The organism is Candidatus Krumholzibacteriota bacterium, assembly GCA_016932415.1.
Classification (GTDB): Bacteria; Krumholzibacteriota; Krumholzibacteriia; order Krumholzibacteriales; family Krumholzibacteriaceae; genus Krumholzibacterium.
Genome location: JAFGCX010000007.1, coordinates 253,351 through 271,668 on the forward strand (window position 1 = coordinate 253,351; position 18,318 = coordinate 271,668).

An 18,318-nucleotide genomic window follows, 5' to 3' on the forward strand; every position below is an offset into this window, starting at 1 on the left:
ATCGATCCGCAACGAGTTGACCCTCACAAAAGTGCCGCAGGAACGGTCTTTTCCATCCAGCGCGCCCCGGCTTCGAGAATATGTTTCAGAGAGCCGAAAAAGATCGAAGCGGGCCCGGAAGATCTGCCCTTCATATATCTCGACATGAGCTGCCAGCCTGGGAAGACGTATCGCTACCGCGTTGTATATCGGCCGGCGTTCGGGGCCGCGTGCATCCTCTCCGAGACCGGAGAGCATCTGGCAGTCGCTGTCCCGACGACCCTGCGCTCGAACCACCCGAATCCCTTCAGTACAGTCACAGCGCTGCGATTCTCAGTGGATAATTTAGAGGAAATTGATTTTGATTCGATATGTTGTGGTGATTACCGTTACTGTACTATTCTACAAATTAAATACTAAGTTTGCTGGAATCTCCTGGAGGAATAAAAACTTCTTGTATTTTCTCACATTTTCGATCCTTACCTATACATTCAACTAATGATTGAAGCAAATAAATACCCTGCAAATATAGTATGAGTGATTTTATTGGTGATGGAGACTTTGATGCAATGAAAATAAGACGATCTGCCAGATAATAGGAAAAACGTCTGATTCCAGAATGTTTTTCATGAAACTCCAATTCTTCCTTCATTCCATTAATTAAAATATCCCACACAACGGATAACCCCCTCCTCCTTTCAGGATATAAAATATTAAATTCCCCCAATCCCTCTTTTAATCCAAATTGTTCTATAAACCATGTTAGTTCTTCATTACTATATTGTTCGAGATTCATCGAGATACAAACATGCGCAACGAGATGGGAATAGTCGATCAAATAGTCATCGACATGAATATTCCCAATATCAATAAATCGAGATGACGTACCATCGTTATTAATCATTATATTGTTCCCATGGCAGTCTCCATGCACAATAACATTTCTTGATTTATCTTCAGGATATCTCCCGGTCAACGGAATATTATGATACATATTCAATAATTTGACTATATTATAGCGGGCGGTATTTATCCTGATTTTCCTGCCGTCTATCTTTATGAAGATTCCTCTGTTGATAGCTACGTCTAAGTATGATTGCTTTCTGGCTAAACCATCAAGTCTCTCTAAAAGTTTTCCAATTCTATATTCGAATGCAGGTGGTTCTTTAACATCTCTAATAGATTTCGGAGTAATTGAATGTAGTCTTTTTATAAGCGATAACGAGGCTTTCGAATACATAACAAGCTTTTGATTCTGTGATGCCTGAGTACCATCGCTGGGGAGGCAATTTTTTACCAGCGATGCATACTCATCATATTCCTCAAGATATTCTATTACTCCATAACCTTGTTCTCCGGATCCTATTGTTCCAGCATTAATCTTTTGATCATGAAATGCTACAAGTTTTTTCCCTTCTTCTGGAAGGGTATCATAAATAACTGAGGATCGTTTTAATACTTCCGGCGGTCCAATTTTAATAATATATTTTGATTTGGTTCTCGATATATTTTCTAATGTTAAAGGAGCATGTATTTTTGCATTTACGCTATATACATGTGCTGAACTCCACCCACCAGTCAGCCTCCTTACATCATCGAGTTCAACATTTGTAGAATTTCTCAGAACATCTTCAAGCATGTTCATTTCGCTTGCTGATATATTCGAATTATCGATTCTTTTCTCTATTAATGCAGAAACCCCACAATTCATAAATCGAACAAAAAATTCTTCTTTATCAATTGCCAATATCAGTTTTAAAAACAACCCCGCGTGATAACCGTCAAAATTGCCGATTAAATGCTTTGCGCAAATTGACAACCAATTCAGAAAATGCTCTTGTTCTTTAACTTTACGCCCGCGTTTGCGCTCAATAAAATATAGGAATATATGAGGATAAACAATTCTTGAAAAATCGCCTTGATGGTATTTCTGCAATCTTTCAATAGTCGCAATGGAAACAATGCGTCCTTCCAGATAATTCAAATGCCTTTCCAGCGATTGATTTCTTTGATACCCGTCGTAATATCCACTAAGGAAGAGCAGCCACATAGCGTAGCTAAAGTCTCTAGGTATTATGTTTTTTCTTTCTCTCCGATTTATTATTAAATGCCAATGACTTTCGAGAAATAGTTTGTGCAGTCTATCCGCATCTTTAATGATTTTAATATTTTTAGGAAAATTTTCAGGTAATTTATCTTTTTTAGCATAATGAACCAAAGTGCCCATAAAATCAGTGTAAGCCAATCTGACAAGTGTCTTGTCATCAAGATAATCGCTATAATGTTCAATAAGATAAACTATTGAATTCTCAAAACTATCAAAATCAAATTCGGAAATTTGAAGTAATGACCTTAAACGGCTTGGATGAGCATACATTTGCACTTGATCAAGTGCCGTCTGACTTTGAAGATATTCAGAAAGACCTTTAAGCCGTTCTTTTATTATCGGTAATATGCGCAGCCAGGAACAAATTTCTATTAATTGAGCTGAAGCTCTTGCTATATCGCCAGATTTTATTTTATTGGCAGTTTCGATTTCGAAGAACTTGTTATTCGATGACTCTGCAGAACTTAGAAGTTTTGTGAACAGAGTGATCGAATCCCGCATTAAAGTTTCTGATATTTTCATTATTATACCAACCCCAAAGTAAATGAGGAAAAAACATAACATATAATTCAACAATAATCAATATATTCATATATTATTGATTCATGCGAGTTTATCATAGCAGACACTGATAAAGCAGCCTATCCCGGGCAACCTGTCCGGAGCCTCCTTGCCAAAACAGGCTATTTTGTGCTATCATACGTCCGTTTTATTACCTGACTCCCGGGCTTATCCCCGGAGTTGTTGATTCGGCGGTTGGTCCCACCCCGGCAGAAAGGTAACATCGATGCGTAACGCCTTGCTTTCGATTTCAGTCATTTCATTACTGCTTATTTCTTTATTCGTTATCTTCAATTGCGGCGGCGACAGCGGCACTTCCGTGACTACGCCCTCCGCGGAAATAGGGCCGGAAGGCGGCACAGTTACTGATAAAGGAGGCGCCTCGGTATATATACCACCTGGAGCGTTGAATGCGGTGACCACGATATCGGTGGAAACAGTCGCAAGTGATGACGATCTCCCCTCTGATCTTGACTTTTTCTTCATGGAATGCAGCGGGGGAGGAATCTTCGAGCCGCACGGGCTGGTCTTCAACGACTCGGTCACGATCACCCTGCCCCTTGTCACATCGTTGCCGCCAGGTGATACGCTCACCCTCTTCACCTGGTCCGAGGCCGATACAGCGTGGGACTGCTCACAGTTTCCAGCGATAGTCGATCCCGGCGGCCTGAGCGTCAGCGCGAAGGTGACGCACTTCTCCTATTTCGTTGTGGATATATCGTTCGGCAACGCGGACATGTTCGACCTGCTCAACTCCGAGACTTCTCCCGAGAACGCGTTCAGCAATTTCTGCAGTGATTTCCAGAATGAATTTTACGGCGTGGGAACAAGAAGCCTCCCTCCCCAAGTCGGATGTTGTTTCGAGGCGAAGTACATCGAGTTCTACATGGAATACTGCGACGGAGAGGCTGTCAGTACGTTCAACCATACTGCAGGCATTCCCACTTCCTGCCCGAGGCACGAGCGCATCACGGCGACGAAAGCAGGCGCGGCAGCTGGCGCCTATACGACACTCAGCGTTGTCATTCATCTCGATTACTGTGTTCCGACACTACACATCTCTAATTATGACAACTTCCTGGACCTCGACAAAGGAGAGACAGGCACGATGATATCGGGCACATTCAACTGTTCCGACAAGTTTCCGAATACCGGCGGGACTATTGAATTCTCGGTGGAAGGCCCGGGATCAGTCGCTCCAAACAGGATAATGACGAACGATACCTGGCAAGTGCATTTTGAATCGACAGAAGAGGGCACAGCAGTGGTAACCGCGACTCTGGCGTCGTGCATGAACCCATCAGGAAGAGTCACTGATAACGTGATGATTCATTGCGCAAAGAAAGGCGACTGGGCTGCCGTGATCGAGATAGATTTCACTCACTCCGGCGAGGGCGTTGACTGGACCTTCCAGGATCATGTGGGGATACTGGCCGACCTTACCATAGACGATGAAGCAGACTCGGCGATAACAGGGACCACTATCTCGGGATCTCAGGAAATGGACGTCGCACCGGAGAGCTGCGACCTGACCGCGGTGCTGGCTCCGGAATTCGCCGGAGGATACCTCAAGGGAACAAAGATCGGCGAGGTGATCCAGTTCCGATACGCACCAGATCCGGGTTCATTCTTCGTGATGTTCGGCCTTCACTGCGAGCGCGAACCGGACCCCCCGTTCGATATAATGATCACCGCCTATACCAACATGCTGGCCACGATCATCGGCGATATCATTTTCACTACACCATTGGTCGAAGCATTCCCGGTCACCGTAAGCGGCTCGCAGTCTTTCGGCAGCGACCCTCCAATCGAGTATACATATACGCTGACGATGGCGAGAAGGTGAGGGAGGGAGACAGGTTCTGACAATATTGTGTCAGAGATCTCATTGCATTTTCAATCAACTATCTCCCAGACGACCTCAACATTGTCTGTCTTTTCGATATCTTCAGGCTCAAAATCAGGCTGAGCTTCGATATCGACCATAGCCTCGCAGCAGAGATTTTCCGTCATTCGACTGTGAAAATGAACTTCGCTCCAGCTGTAATTTATCCTGAGGATCTTTCCCAGTTTCACGCCGGCAGCTTTTGTCATCAGATCCGCTTTTCGCCTTGCGTTTTTGACCGCATCCTCGACAAGTCTGTCCTTCAGCGCCTGAGGGTCGGAAACGGTGAAGTAGATATCGAAATCGGCGCTCGACACCTTTTCGGCAATCGCCTTGAGAAGTCTGTTCGACTTTTCAGTATCCCTCGGAAACTCCAGCTTCAGCTTGTGAGTAGCGATATATCCGTTGAAATTATATTCTTCCGTTTTCTTGTCATAAACCGTATCGGCTTTGATCCTGAACGAGGTGGTTTTAAGCGCTTTTCTGTCCACCCCCGCCTCCTCAACGGCCAGACGCACCTCTTCGACCTTCCTGTTGAGCGATTTAAGCGAATCGGTGTAATCCATTTCATGGCCCCTGACATCGAAACTTATTCCGAAAACATCCGGCGACTGGCTGACAGTTCCGCTTCCCTTGACGACAATGGTCCTTGTATCTGCCATGGAGACTCCCCTCATGATCGAATGAATATGTTATGGATTACCAAAATCATCTCAAAAGAGAAAGTAGTAAGCCATATAAAAACCTTTCGGGTCATGCTGTATTGGATTTATACCATCGCCTGAGAGAAGCGGCAGCGTCTCACCATTCGCAACGGCTTCAAGATCGACAGATTTGCCAAAAATATAACCGACCTCGAAACGATGGTACCTCTTATCGTTCCTGGTATAAAATTCACGTGATGTTATTCCTATACCCATTTTTATTAACCAACCGTCAATTTCAGTTTCATATGTCGTTGTTTCCATACCGTCATACATCGAAAAAGATTCATAACGAGAATAGTGAACAGCTCCAGTTACTGCATGGAGCCGCCATCCATATTTCCAGAACTGCAAACGTATCGGGATCTGATATCTGACCTCAAGAGAATACCTATCCGGCCTGATATCACCAGATTCTTCAAAAGTGATTCCGGGCCCCTTCACCAGGTCATCAAAGCCATAACTTATCGGTGACCATATTAGATCCAAAGAAGTCTCTTTTGTAAGGTTGTACGAACCAAGAACTCCAATGGAAAAAGATGAATAATCCCCTATTACAATATCCGAATTAGCACCAAGCCGCCAATTTCTGCCCATTCGAACTGGCTCTTTTTCCAGTTTTCGCTGCCAGCGAAATGTTCCTGTAAGCCACGTTTTGCCATCATTCTTTAATGAAATATAGGATTTCACAACAGCGGAATCCGCAACACCTCTTTTTAGGGCAATATCGATGATCTGATCCGCTTTCTCAGACTTGCCGTTGGCTACAAGATTATCAGCCTCAAGCAGATAAGGTTCTTTCCACAAGCTGTCTATAGCGATGGCTTTGTTAATATGTTTCGACGCTCTCTCGTCACGCTCTTTCTGAACTGCATTTTCCCGGTCCGTACCAATATGGAGTATTCTTTTTTCGCCCAGGAGATATTCCTCTGCACGGCTTAGATGGTAAGAAGCCATGGAAAAATGATACATTCTTTCAGCATCACGCTCACTGATATCATATTTCTTTTCTTCTCCTTCATTCATAATATTCTCATAGGCTTTAGCAGTGCTTTTCCATTCTGTTTCGAGGCGAAATCCTGTAGGTGTTGGAGCCATATAATTGTCGAGCGGGTAATATGTCCTGCATAAAAAGAACACTTTCCCATCAAGGTCATAAAGATGTCCAGGCAGGACAGGAGGATTGATTGCGTACTGAGACTTTTTTATACGCAGATCTTCGTCAATGCTATTATCGAGGAATCCTTCCAGGATATTCTGCTTTTTTTTGAATAATGCAGTATCGATTTCGGGAATAGTCCCTTTAAGTAAATCGTCCCCACTATCTAGAGCAGACCGTTTCTTTGTCATATGAACGACCAGCAATTTATTCCCTTTATAATCGATCACATCTCCAGAAAGATTTGCGCTGAAGACATATACTTGTTTCGATTTTGGCAGGGTTCCCTTAAAAGCAAACAAAACATCGGTTTTATTGAAGCTGATACTAGCATTAGCCTTGGTTGTCGTCGTATACGTCCCCCCGGATGGGAGTGTATAAGTATTAACGCTATAATACCCTTCGTAATATTCCGGTTCAGCAAGCGCCAATACGGTATATTCCTGATTATTTTCAGCTGTATAAGCTTTAAAATACCCCTCGATGTTCAATGTGTCCCTGATGATCACAGACGAGCTGTCATACCGGAGCACCCTCTTCATCATCTCGACTTCTTTAGAAATATCACTATTTGGCAGGTTTCCATCATAACTTTGGCAACCGGAGTTTATGAGTGACACAAAGCCAAATAAAATAAATGATAATACCGGGAACAGGTTGTGCTTAACAAAACGCTCTTTCCATTTAATATGCTTCATGCATATAACCACCTTTTACAACATTATCTATCCCATCTGGAAAAAACCGCACAATACAAGGATAGAATATAATTTAGTTTTCAAAAGACACACGTACTAGATGTATGTGCTAATATAAATCTCAACAAATGACCCTCACTACATTTAACACTCCTAGCATATCTTAGAATATATCATCCAAGTATTTTGCCCTTAACAACACGTCCTTTTTTACATAAACCGGACTCTGTGGTGACTTGTTTTTATCCTCTATAGGGATTTTTTTGATTCTTTTAGCCTTTCCTTTAAAATACACAATATATTTCCCTGTATTTTTGTAGGGTTTAATATCCTGAATCTTGGCCATATGCGTAACAGCACTTACCGGCGAAGTCTGGTAGGCGGCAATATACTTTATCCGTTCCTTCATTGCTGCTCCGATCCTGATCTCGTACCAACAATCCTCTCCCAGGAATGTTTCCTTAAAACCATCCTCTCTTGCAGGTACGATTATTGTATCAGATTCAACCCTTCTCATTTGCCGCTTTTTCCGCCTTTCCCTTTGCTTGATTTTATCACCTTTCGGAATCTCGCCATAATCTTCTCCCACATCATACAGCGTATCATATTGATAAATCAGCGACCCTTTTGACGACATATATGCTTTTAGTTCAAGGACTGAAATATTCGCATTGATCTTTGCAAGCACATTGTGCAGTTCTGATCTGGCCTCGTCAATTAGCACAATCGCCTTAAATGGTTTATAGATGGCACTGTCGAGATAGTTGTCAATGTTTCTACTGGCCGAATTTGCCTGACCCGTTCTAAGCTTTTTCAACATTTCAGGATTTTTTGTTATCTTTTCCATAAGAAAATTTCGGATCGAATATTTTCCTTCCTCAAAATTTGTTGCAAATTTTAGAAGCTGGATCCCGACATGCTTAAAAGGATCATGTGATACTATCTCATTTTCAATAACGTAAAACTGTGGATCAGACGGTAAGGTCAGATCGATCAAATATGCATCAGGAATCGTTATAATATCATTTCCTCTAACTTGTTTTTTCACGTCGACATATATTGTAGCAGGACCGAATATTTTATCCGCCAAGTGTTTTACAGCTTTTTCGAATTCACCCTCATTTACAAACTGCAGATAACTGAATATTTCATCCTTTAACGAAATAAGCATGATTTACTCCCTGCTTCCTCAAATATGTTTTTCCAAACGTGGCGTTCGCACCTTAATGATATCCCATTGAAGGAATATTTATTAAGGCCATTTTTGCAGTAATAAGTTATCTCCGAAGTTATGCTTTGGTGGAAATGCAGCGAGACAGCCGGCAGACTATACCACGAGCCCATGGCGGATTTCAACAATTGTTTCGAAGTTAGCTGTCAACAAACAGTTAGAATCCCGGGGCTACTTCAGATTCATCGGCATAAACACCCGAACAAACCAGCCCCCATCACCTCATCAGCACCATCTTCTTCGAAATGGAGACCTTCCCCGCATCGAGGCGGCAGTAATAGACTCCCGAAGCGACGGCGTTGCCGCTGCTGTCCGTTCCGTTCCAGACTACGGACCTATCGCCCCGGTCCTCGCCCCTGTCGACGAGTCGGGTGACGCGCCTGCCTGAACTGTCGAAGATATCGATCGTGACGATCGACTTTTCGGGCAGGTAGTATCTTATCGTCGTGGCGGGATTGAAGGGGTTGGGGTAATTCCATACGAGCGCCGTCGCGCCCGGGCCCCCGTTCTCCGCGTCCGTTACTTCCGAAAGCGGGTATTTCCAGACGCCTCCCGCTGTCAGACCGGCGTATAGGTATGAGCCGGCGACATGAAGCGCGAGCACAGGCATCCCTGATTGTCTCTGGCCGATGACGATCCAGTTCGCTCCATGGTCGTAACTTACGAATATCCCCCCTGAGCCTGAACCCGCGTAGACAACAGAACCCGCGGCGGCAAGGCATCTTATGTCAGGATGGCCATCAAGTCCGTACAGCGCGCGCGACCATGAATCACCGCCGTCAGCGGATCTGTACAGGCCGCCCGAGGCCGTACCCGCGAGAAGGAATCCATCCGAGAAGAGAAGGGTGTTGATCGCGCCTTCCGGCAGGCCGCTACCAGCCAGTGTCCAGGAAGTGCCTTTGCCATCAAGCGACACGTAAACCCCTCCATCGGCAGTACCGGCGAAAACACTCGCGCCGTCGCTTGCCAGGGCGCTTACGTCGGCGCTTCCAATGCCGGGACCCGCTGCCGACCAGCTTGCGCCATCATCAGACGAGATGAAGACCCCTTCGCCCCGGCTGCCGGCGAATATCAATCCTGCGCATCTTGCGAAAGCCTGGACCCACATGCAGGTGAGACCGGTGTTGGACTGTGAGAAGCTGGCACCGCTGTTTACCGACCTGTATATCCCGAGCATATCGGTGCCGGCAAGAACCAGCGGACCGTCGGAGAAGACCGAGCGGATCTCGACAGTGTGAATCGTACTCGCCCTGGTCCAGCTGTCGCCGCCATTTATCGTCGTATAGAGGCCCGACCCGTGAGTGGCGGCGATAACAGTCGCTCCGCAGTCGGTGATCGATCCGGCCGAAGCCTTGAAGGTGTTCCCGGAGCTCAGCGACCAGCTAACGCCGCGATCCGTAGACCTGTAGACACGCCCGCTTCCCACCCCGGCGAAGAGGACCGAGTCCCCCGTCCCGACCGCCCAGAGGTCTTTCTCGTTAAGTCCCGAACCGGACGCTGTCCATGTGAGCCCCGAATCGCTCGACGCGTAGATACCGCTTCCGAATGACCCCGCGTAAAGATCGCTATCGAGACTGGTGAACCCTTTTACCATTGGGATGTTCGTTACCAGCGGCGCCCAGAGGCTGCCGCCGGTCGAGATGAAAACACCATTATAGAGCGTACTGGCGAAGATCTTACCGCCGAAAGGATATATCGACATGATGTTCGGTCCGCTGATCCCGGTGCCGGAGAGGCTCCAGCTCTCGCCGGAGTCCTGGCTCCTGTACATCCCGTCGAGATAGGTCCCCGCGAAGAGGTTGACGCCGTCCGTATCAAGCCAGTATACGTATTCGGCCGAGATGCCGCTGCTCGATTCTTCCCATGTCTCTCCCGCGTCTTCCGAGCGATATATGCCGCCCTGGTAAGTCCCGGCAAAAAGCACGCCATCCTTCGAGGTGAGAGTCTTGACGTATGTCCTGTACAGCAGGTCGCCCGCCCTCTCCCAGTTTATCCCGTGATCGCCCGAGCGGAAGACCCCTTCGTCGGTAGATACGAACAGATACCCCGCCATCACGCAGAGCGACTTGCAGTCGCAGCTGACCAGCCCGTCGTTTCGAAATTCCCAGGACGTTCCGAGATCATTGCTCGCGAGAACGCCCCCTCCCGTGGCGGCGAAGATCGCCGTCCCGTCGTAGGCGAACGACCTGACAAACCTTCCCATCGGCCCGCTGGTCTCCTCCCACTGCGCCATGAGTAAAGCCGGAAGGACTGATATAAGTGAAACGGCCAGGGCCAGCGCCCTGGCTGATATCCTGGAGAATGTCAATAAGCGATGCATCCGTCGCCAATCCTTTTCGGAAAGAAAAGCTGTCCGGCAACCATAAGGACAGCACGCGTCATTCAATAGCTCCATATTACCATATATTGCCTGCATTTGACAGGATCGATTCTTCCTGACCCCGGACACTCTCCTGTGCCGAAGAGAGGTCAGTTGGCTTCCTCCTCCGAAATCCTCCAAAAACTGTCGGAAATATGCTACAATATTATGTCATATAGAGATAAAGACAGTCTAACCTGTCAGAGCCTCGTAAAAATATTTAACGCGGGCTGATTTTCAGCCGCCTGTTGATCAAAAATTTCAGGAAGGAAATCCCATGAGCATGACAGCGAAAGTATCATCCCTTCTCCTTCTTCTTTCTCTCGTCATCGCCGCGCCTTCTCTGCAGGCGTTCTGGTGCGAGGACGGAGTCCCTGTATGCGCTGCTGTGGGAATACAGGACTGCCTCGATACCGCTTACGGCTATGCAGGTCATATGCTGCTCGCGTGGCAGGATTATCGAAACCTGTCCGACGCTGATATCTATGTACAGCGGATCGATGAGATCGGATCAGCCCAATGGACCACGGACGGCCTTGCAATATGCACAACTTCCGGAGACCAGGAAAATCCGCAGATCATCAATGACGGAGGAGGAGGCGCGATCGTCGCCTGGCAGGATAATCGTTCCGGTGATTACAATATCTATGCCCAACGGATAAAATCCGGGGGAACGATCCAATGGTCAGCTGGCGGAATACGCATATGCAAGGCGATCGGAACCCAGGAGTATCCCCGGATCGTGACAGATACTGCCGGTGGCGCGATCGTTGTATGGATAGATGAACGAAGCGGCGACGATGAGATCTACGCGCAGAGGATAAATTCAGAGGGAACCCCCCAGTGGACCACCGATGGCGTCCTGGTATGCGCGGCAAGCGATACCAAGTCATCGATGCAGGTTATTCCAGATGGCGCGGGTGGAGCGATCCTGACATGGCGCAACTATGACGGGGCCCCTTCCATGGCCGACATCTGTGCCCAGCGGATTGACGACTCGGGATCGATTCTCTGGACTGCGGGCGGAGTATCCATCTGCAACGCGTCATTCCACCAGAACGATCCTCAGCTCGTCACGGACGGAGCGGAGGGAGCGATCATTACATGGGCGGACAATCGAAGCGAAGTCTCGAATATCTATGCCCAGCGGATCAATCCCGCGGGGACTGCGCAATGGACTACCAATGGGGTGCTTGTCTGCCCTGAGTATTTTCCCAAGTACTCCCCTCAGATCTGTTCTGATAGTACGGGCGGAGCGGTTATAACATGGTCTGAGACACGCCACTACGATACCGGTTATGATGTCTACGCGCAGCGGATAAACAGCGCGGGCATCATCCTTTGGGATTTCGACGCCATCAATGTTACTCCCGTGGAAGAAGGCCAGGGGTATCCTCAGATCGTAAATGACGGAACAGGCGGAGTGATAATAACCTGGGTAGACGATCGTGAAGGCTCTTCCAGAATCTATTCGCAGAAGCTTGACGGTTCGGGGATATTCCAGTGGAGAACAGGCGGAGCCCCTTTGTGCCTTACAACGTCAGGCATGGAATGCCTCCAGATCACTGAGGATGGGACCGGAGGCGCCGTCGCAGCCTGGGTGGACTACCGCCTGACGATGGATCGTAACATCTACGCCCAGTGGGTCGACACCGGAGGGATGCCAGGTTACAGGCCGACTATCATCGCCTCGATCAGCGACATCCCCGGCGACGAGGGCGGCTGGGTCCGGCTGACGATAGAGAAGCATTCATACGACGACGAGGGGTGGTTCAGATACCCGATCTATATGTACAACATCTGGCGGCGTGTTGATGACCCCGTCATGCTCTCTGCCATTGATAGGGCGGCGCCAGGCCATTCCCTGGAGGAAACGTCTCTTTCTGACTGGCCAGTCGTCGAACTCGACGGCCGGCGATTCCTCGTCTCGACCGAGCTTCTTCCAGTGCAGGATTTTCCTCCCGGCACATGGGAAGTCCTCGGCTGCTTCAACGCCTTCCGGCAGGATCAGTATCTCTATGTCGCCAGCACTCCGGCAGATTCGACCGGAAGCAGCGTTCCGATGCCGGTCTTCTGCGTAAGCGCTCATACTCTCAATCCATCTCTCTGGTACGTCAGCGCGCCAGACAGTGGATATTCAGTCGACAACCTCGCCCCGGCACCTCCGAGCGGCCTTGCCGGAGAGGCTGCCGAAGGCCCTCCCGGTGTCCTTCTTGAATGGGATCAGAATATCGAAAGCGACTTTTCATATTATATCGTCCACAGGGGCTCTTATGCCGGGTTCATCCCGTCGAGGTTCTCAAAGCTTGGAGAGACCGTTGCCCCGGAGTTCACCGACGAATATCCTCTCTGGTACGATTCGTATTACAAGATCTGCTCCGTCGACCGCCACGGGAACGCCAGTATATACGCGGTGCTCGGCCCCGGCGATCTGACAGGGGACGATCCCGCCACCACTCCGGCGGTGACATACCTGTCGCGGAACTACCCCAACCCGTTCAACCCGTCGACGACGATCAAGTTCGGGTTGAGCGAGGCGGGGCCTGTTACGCTGAAAGTATATGATCCTTCGGGCAGACTGGTCAGGGTAGTCGCCGATGAGCCCCGTCCAGCCGGGCACTACGCCGAGCAGTGGGACGGCTTCACCACGAGCGGCCAGAGAGCCGCCAGCGGAGTCTATTTCTACAAGCTGTCTGCCGGCGAGTTTACCGAGACAAAAAAGATGGTGCTTCTGAAGTAGGGAACCGGGGTGAAAGTCTAAAATCGATATTCTTTGATGAGATCGTCACTCGACGGCCAGGCTTGAAGAAAATATGACGCTGCCCTCGGGGTCAATGACGCGGACTCTATATTCTCCCGGCTCGAGAGTCCCGCCCTGAAGAAAAAGACACAGGGTATAGTTATAGCTGAAAGCTCCGCCGCTGATCGATTTGGCGTAAACAGGTTCGGAGCCGCCTCCACCGATGATACGGACCTCGTACTGATCGTCGTCCGAAAGCTCTATATCAGGTCCGGTCAGCTCCAGCAGGAGAAATCCGGCAACTTCGGCCTCTATCGTCGTGACTCCCGGACTGGAACCGGCGCCGCGGACGACACCTGCCTCATCGGACAGGACCGATACTCCTCCGAGGACGCCGATCGCGTCGCTGGAACGGTCAACCCTGGAAATGAGCAGTCCGATCGCCGCGACGGCGACGATAAGATAAACGGCCGCCGCGGCCGGTCTCAGGACCAGACTCGAAAAGATCTCCCTCCACCTGCTCAATCGACTCGTCGCCTCTGCCGATCGGCTGGACGCGCTTCCGGACCTGGCCAACGAACCGTCATCTGCCCCGGCAGCAAGGTCGACGGCATGAAGCATTTCTATCTCGGCACGGCATTCGGAACACGCCTCGATATGCGTCTCGACTATCGCCCGCGCCGACGGCGTCATGATAGCGGGATCTTCGGCGAACTGAACAAGCGTTTCGGGATCGGGATGCCCGGAAAACGCCTCGACGAGGGTCTCGTGAAAACCGATGACAAACCCGAGAAGTTCCGCGCAGGAGGCGCACTCTGCCGCATGCCCCTCGACAAGACTCTTCTCTTCATCCGTAAGGGCCCGGGTCGGATACCAGACGGCAAGCTGCTCGCACTTTCGGCACTGCCCGGGTCTTTTATCATTTCCACTATTCATAACGCCTCAGTTACAGATCGCCGTTCATCAACGGACCTCTCAACAACTCCCGCGCGTTCTCGACGCAACGGAACAACCTCACGCGTGCCGCTTCCTCCGATATTCCAAGCCAGTCTCCGATCTCTTTCCGGCTGAAGCCCTCGACGTACGCGCGGAGGATCATCTCCCTGCACACCTGGTTGAGCCGATCAAGCATCCGCTCGAGCATTACGCGGCTTTCGATCCTTTCACCGTCATCCTGTTTCGACACCGGGTCGGAAACGCTGTCGAAGGAGACATGGTCTCCGCGGGACTTGAGTCTGCGATAGCTTGTTATACACATGTTTTTCGCGACTCTCCGTACGTAAGCCCGGAGGTCTCCTCCTTTGAAGCAGCCGTCCCGCAGGTTCTGGACTACGGCGAGGAGCGTCGCCTGGACTATATCTTCGGCTGTCTCGAAACCCCAGACATGGTGCTCGGCGACGTATCTCGCCCACGATTCCACCCGCCGCACGTGTTCGGGATGTCCCTCGATGAAGCCCTGAACGATCATGTCGGTGACGTCGTCGGATAACACGGACTTATATTCCGGGCTCCCCGATCCCGAACTCTTCCGGGCACCTGCCGGAATCCCGCCGGTCTTTCCCGCTCGATCCTGAGGAAACAACAGCCGCTCTCCCTTTCTAAACCCGGGAGAATGGTACTTTGCAGTTTCACTTCGAGTCAAGCAGTAACGCCCCGTCAGTATCTTCGCGCGTCAAGGGCTTCCGGTATTACAATCGTTCTACTGGACTAAACGTTACATCATCCACAAAACCGGTTGATAGATGCTTTAAAGCGGTATATGCTCTTTTATCGTGAAAGCATCCGTTGATAAATACTTCATACTGTTCGTCATCGCGTCGCTGGGATTTCTTGTATCCACCACAACGAGCCTGCTCTCGATGACCGCCGCGGTGGAAGAGACATCAAACGCGAGGGCGCTTTTCGATCTTGCCACCCGTCTTATCAGCGAAGACAGCCTCGAGGATGCCGACCGGATCCTCCTCCGCGCCGCCACACTTACCGAAAATGATACAATGAACAGCAGAAAGCTGTTGGCAGATATCCATACAGCCCGAGGCCGGATCGCCCTGCGCCTTGGCCGTCACGCCGAGGCCCGACCCCTGTTCGAAAAGGCTTTGCGTGTCGAAACGCCTGGCCGGGGCGCCGATCACGCGGAATATGTCCCTGCCATAAGCGGGCTTGCCGCGCTCGAATTGATCGAAGGTGATTTCAAGAGATCGGAAGACCTCTTCCGGCGCGCCCTGGAGATAGCCCGCCCGGCGTACGGCGACGCCGACCCTGTCATGATCGACGCCGTGATCGGGTACGCGACGGTCCTCGGCTACAAGGGAGAGTATATCGCGGCCGAGGAGATCCTTCGTCCACACTTCGAGACGGTCACGAACGAATACGGAGACACGGACGACCGGTCGATCCGCCTGATGCTATCACGCGCCGAGGTCCTCTCTACGCTTGGCAGAGACGTCGAATCGACGCTCCTCTATCGCCGGGCGGCCGCTGCTGCGGAAAAGGTCTACAAAGCCGATCACGCGACTAGGGCCCTTGCTCTCTCCGGCCTCGCTCACACGTACAGGAGAGCGGGACAGGGGCAGGAGGCTCGCTCGCTTTACCGGCAGTGCATCGAGATCGTGGTGAGAAAACATGGTTCCCCTCATCCGGATCTTGTCCATTACCGTAGCCGCCTGGGAATGTCGCTTTTCGAAGGCAATCGTTGGTCGGAGGAAGCTCTTGCCTCGATCGATCTCGCGATCTCTGAAGCAACACAGCTTTACGGCGAGGACAGCTACCAGGTCGCGATCGAGAAACGGCAGATGGTGCTCATTCGGATGGGACGGCTCGAATGGACGATGGCCGCCACCGTTTTCGAATCGTGCCTGCCGACTCTCACGCGTTACTTTGGCGCGGACCATCCGTTCCTGAGCAAGATACTCAAGGGAATCGCCTGGACCTATTTCAATATGGGCCGGTCAAACGCCGCGATTGCCAGTATCGGCAAGGCCGTATCACTGCATGAAACGACGAAAGGCGGCGACAGATTCGAACTCGCATATCTTCTCAGTATAAAGGCATCGATTGAAATAGACGCTGGAAGATACGACAGCGCTTTTGCCTCGGCCAGGCGTTCAGTCGAAACGGCGATCGGAGTCCAGGAGGAAAACCTTCAGATATCATCGTCGAGCGAAGTTATCCACTACGCTGTCCGACCGTACACCTCGGCGCGGGGACTCGTCACGGCCGCGGCGGCTCACCCCGCCCTTACCAGGGAAGATTGGGGAATAGCGTTCGCTCTGGTCGCCAGGACGCATGGCAGCGTACTCGACTGGCAAGCCGAGCGGCACCGGCTTCTCCGATCGTCCCAACGAGCCCGGCGGTCGAACGAGGCGGTCGAAAAAGCCTCTCAATATCTGGCAAATCTCGTTGTAAACGGGCCCGGGGTCGATACGGCGGCGTATCACGATGAACTCGAGCGGGCAGGCCGGAATGTCGAAGAGGCAGACCGGGCGGCTTCGGCAGCAACGGAGGAATTACGCGCGGGAAGCGATTTCACTCCGCTTCATCAACGGGTCTCGCTCTCGACGCTCTGCGGAGCGCTTGATCCCGGCGTAACTCTGATCCATTTCCTCACCTATGGGAAAATCGTCGGAAGACCGTCGGAAAAACCATCATGGCGTCTTCCATTCTACGCGGCTTTCAGGCTCTCGAAGGGAGACGAAGGGATCCCCGATCTCAGTTTTATCGACCTCGGATCGGTGAACTCCATCGATTCCCTCGTTGACGGATACCGGGACTCGATCGAGGCCATGGAGGCCGGAAGGCGTCCGTCGGCGCGCGACGAAGCTGAATACCGCAGGTACGCTCTCGCTCTGTATGAGCGGCTATGGGCGCCTCTGTTTTCTGATGAAGACGAAAGACCTGGTTCCGACCTGGCAGAGGCCGGGGCGCCGCTCATTCTCATAGTACCAGATTCCAGGCTACATGAGGTCGATTTCAATACCCTCCTCTCCCCCGGCGGGACGCTTGTGATCGAAAAATGGAAGACGCACATCCTCTCTTCGGCTGTAGATCTTTTAAAAACGCCAGTTACATACGAACGGGGCAGTGACCTGCTCGCCGTGGGAAATCCCGCCAGGGACACAACAGATCCCCTGACGATGGCACCGCCCGATCAGGACGCGGACCAGACGGACCGGTTGTTCTGCATGGATGCGGCGTCAGTCGCCACGCCTCTACCAGGGGCCGAAAGGGAGGCTGCCGCCGTGGCAAAACTCTTCTCCCGGGAGACTGGAGAATCGACAGTCCTGCTCTCTGGAGCCGAGGCTACCGAAAGCCGGGTTAAAAGGGAGATCGCGGGAAAACGGATAGTCCACTTTGCCACCCACGGATTTGTCTGCGACGAAGACGCGATGCGCGAACGAATGGCCGGTGAGACGCCGATCGATCCTCTCCTGATGTCAGGCCTCGTCCTGGCCCCCGGACACGAATCGGACGACGGCCTTCTTACTGCGCAGGAAGTGACCTGCCTCGATCTCAGGACGGTCGACTGGGTCGTCCTCTGCTCGTGCGGATCCGGCCTCGGCCGGGTAGTCAGCGGGGAAGGAATGTTCGGACTCCGCCGCGCGTTCGAGATCGCTGGCGCCCGGACGGTCATCATGGCGCTATGGAGGCTCGACGATAACGGCACGCGCCTGCTCACCGAGGAGATCTACGCCCGGAGAATCGCAGGCGCCTCGACCGTCGATGCCATCCGCGAGACCGAGCTGGCCCGCGTCGAAGAAAGCCGCCGCCGCTTCAACCGCATCCACCCTTCTCTCTGGGGCGGTATCATCTCTGAAGGCGACTGGCGCTGACCCCCTCTTTTTTTTCGATCCATCTGTAACGTTTTACCTGTTAAAGCGATGATCAGGGTAGAAACA

10 protein-coding genes are annotated in these 18,318 nt (G+C 51.0%); 3 read left to right on the top strand and 7 right to left on the bottom strand.

Translation table 11 applies throughout. The features are described 5' to 3' along the window. Nucleotides 1-388: 388 nt before the first annotated feature. Entirely contained in the window at nt 389-2,608 is a 2,220-nt protein-coding gene (locus JW814_01775; GenBank protein MBN2070158.1) for a phosphotransferase, read from the bottom strand. Between the two features lie 265 nt (nt 2,609-2,873). On the opposite strand from JW814_01775, the gene JW814_01780 reads away from it, so the two are divergent. Next, nucleotides 2,874-4,493, top strand: a complete 1,620-nt coding sequence (locus JW814_01780; GenBank protein MBN2070159.1) for a hypothetical protein — start codon at nt 2,874-2,876, stop codon at nt 4,491-4,493. A 50-nt stretch (nt 4,494-4,543) separates the two neighbouring features. Here the strand turns inward: JW814_01780 and JW814_01785 are convergent, their stop codons facing one another. The 4 genes from JW814_01785 to JW814_01800 form a co-directional block, all read right to left on the bottom strand. After that, complete coding sequence (locus tag JW814_01785) at nt 4,544-5,194, bottom strand: SIMPL domain-containing protein (GenBank protein MBN2070160.1); 651 nt, start codon at nt 5,192-5,194, stop codon at nt 4,544-4,546. Nucleotides 5,195-5,245: 51 nt separating this feature from the next. Further along, the gene (locus JW814_01790; protein MBN2070161.1) at nt 5,246-7,093 is read right to left on the bottom strand and encodes a hypothetical protein; all 1,848 of its coding nucleotides are present in this window, start codon (nt 7,091-7,093) and stop codon (nt 5,246-5,248) included. Nucleotides 7,094-7,256: 163 nt separating this feature from the next. Then, entirely contained in the window at nt 7,257-7,610 is a 354-nt protein-coding gene (locus JW814_01795; protein MBN2070162.1) for a hypothetical protein, read from the bottom strand. Between the two features lie 931 nt (nt 7,611-8,541). Then, the gene (locus JW814_01800; protein MBN2070163.1) at nt 8,542-10,644 is read right to left on the bottom strand and encodes a T9SS type A sorting domain-containing protein; all 2,103 of its coding nucleotides are present in this window, start codon (nt 10,642-10,644) and stop codon (nt 8,542-8,544) included. A gap of 322 nt (nt 10,645-10,966) precedes the next feature. On the opposite strand from JW814_01800, the gene JW814_01805 reads away from it, so the two are divergent. After that, the gene (locus tag JW814_01805) at nt 10,967-13,423 is read left to right on the top strand and encodes a T9SS type A sorting domain-containing protein (GenBank protein ID MBN2070164.1); all 2,457 of its coding nucleotides are present in this window, start codon (nt 10,967-10,969) and stop codon (nt 13,421-13,423) included. A gap of 45 nt (nt 13,424-13,468) precedes the next feature. On the opposite strand, the gene JW814_01810 is transcribed toward JW814_01805, so the two are convergent. Next, nucleotides 13,469-14,359, bottom strand: a complete 891-nt coding sequence (locus JW814_01810; GenBank protein MBN2070165.1) for a hypothetical protein — start codon at nt 14,357-14,359, stop codon at nt 13,469-13,471. Nucleotides 14,360-14,369: 10 nt separating this feature from the next. Continuing rightward, the gene (locus tag JW814_01815; GenBank protein ID MBN2070166.1) at nt 14,370-15,005 is read right to left on the bottom strand and encodes a sigma-70 family RNA polymerase sigma factor; all 636 of its coding nucleotides are present in this window, start codon (nt 15,003-15,005) and stop codon (nt 14,370-14,372) included. Nucleotides 15,006-15,195: 190 nt separating this feature from the next. Between JW814_01815 and JW814_01820 the strand changes: the two genes are divergently transcribed. Continuing rightward, nucleotides 15,196-18,252 (top strand): CHAT domain-containing protein, encoded by a 3,057-nt coding sequence (locus JW814_01820; protein ID MBN2070167.1) that lies wholly within the window; start codon nt 15,196-15,198, stop codon nt 18,250-18,252. Nucleotides 18,253-18,318: the final 66 nt, after the last annotated feature.